This window comes from Pseudomonas sp. SIMBA_067, assembly GCF_046534675.1.
In the GTDB taxonomy this organism is placed as follows: Bacteria; Pseudomonadota; Gammaproteobacteria; order Pseudomonadales; family Pseudomonadaceae; genus Aquipseudomonas; species Aquipseudomonas putida.
The window spans coordinates 1-244 of record NZ_JAWRYH010001148.1 but is presented as its reverse complement, the minus strand read 5'-3'; the positions used below and the strand labels follow the sequence as shown (position 1 = coordinate 244).

Sequence of the window (244 nt, the reverse complement as noted above, 5' to 3'; positions counted from 1 at the left end):
AAAGCTGCGGACGAATAACCCAGTCTTGTAAAGTACGTAAATCTTCGGCGCTGTAAGGCATACCATCACTTTTTAACGCATCGGGTTTTGCATGCACGCTATAGGTAAATATTTCACCTAAACCACTGGCAATAGGTCCAAGATTTGGCTCAACATTATTAGGTAAATCAGCGCGAATACTTTGAATACGCTCTCCAATTTGTTGACGCGCCCAATAAATATCGGTGCCTTCATCAAAAATAAT

Annotated in this window: 1 protein-coding gene; it reads right to left on the bottom strand. The window is 41.0% G+C overall.

Annotation, left to right across the window (positions count from 1 at the left end):
* On the bottom strand, window positions 1-244 hold a 244-nt coding region (locus tag SB765_RS32895), incomplete at both ends, for an efflux RND transporter permease subunit (RefSeq protein WP_410932930.1).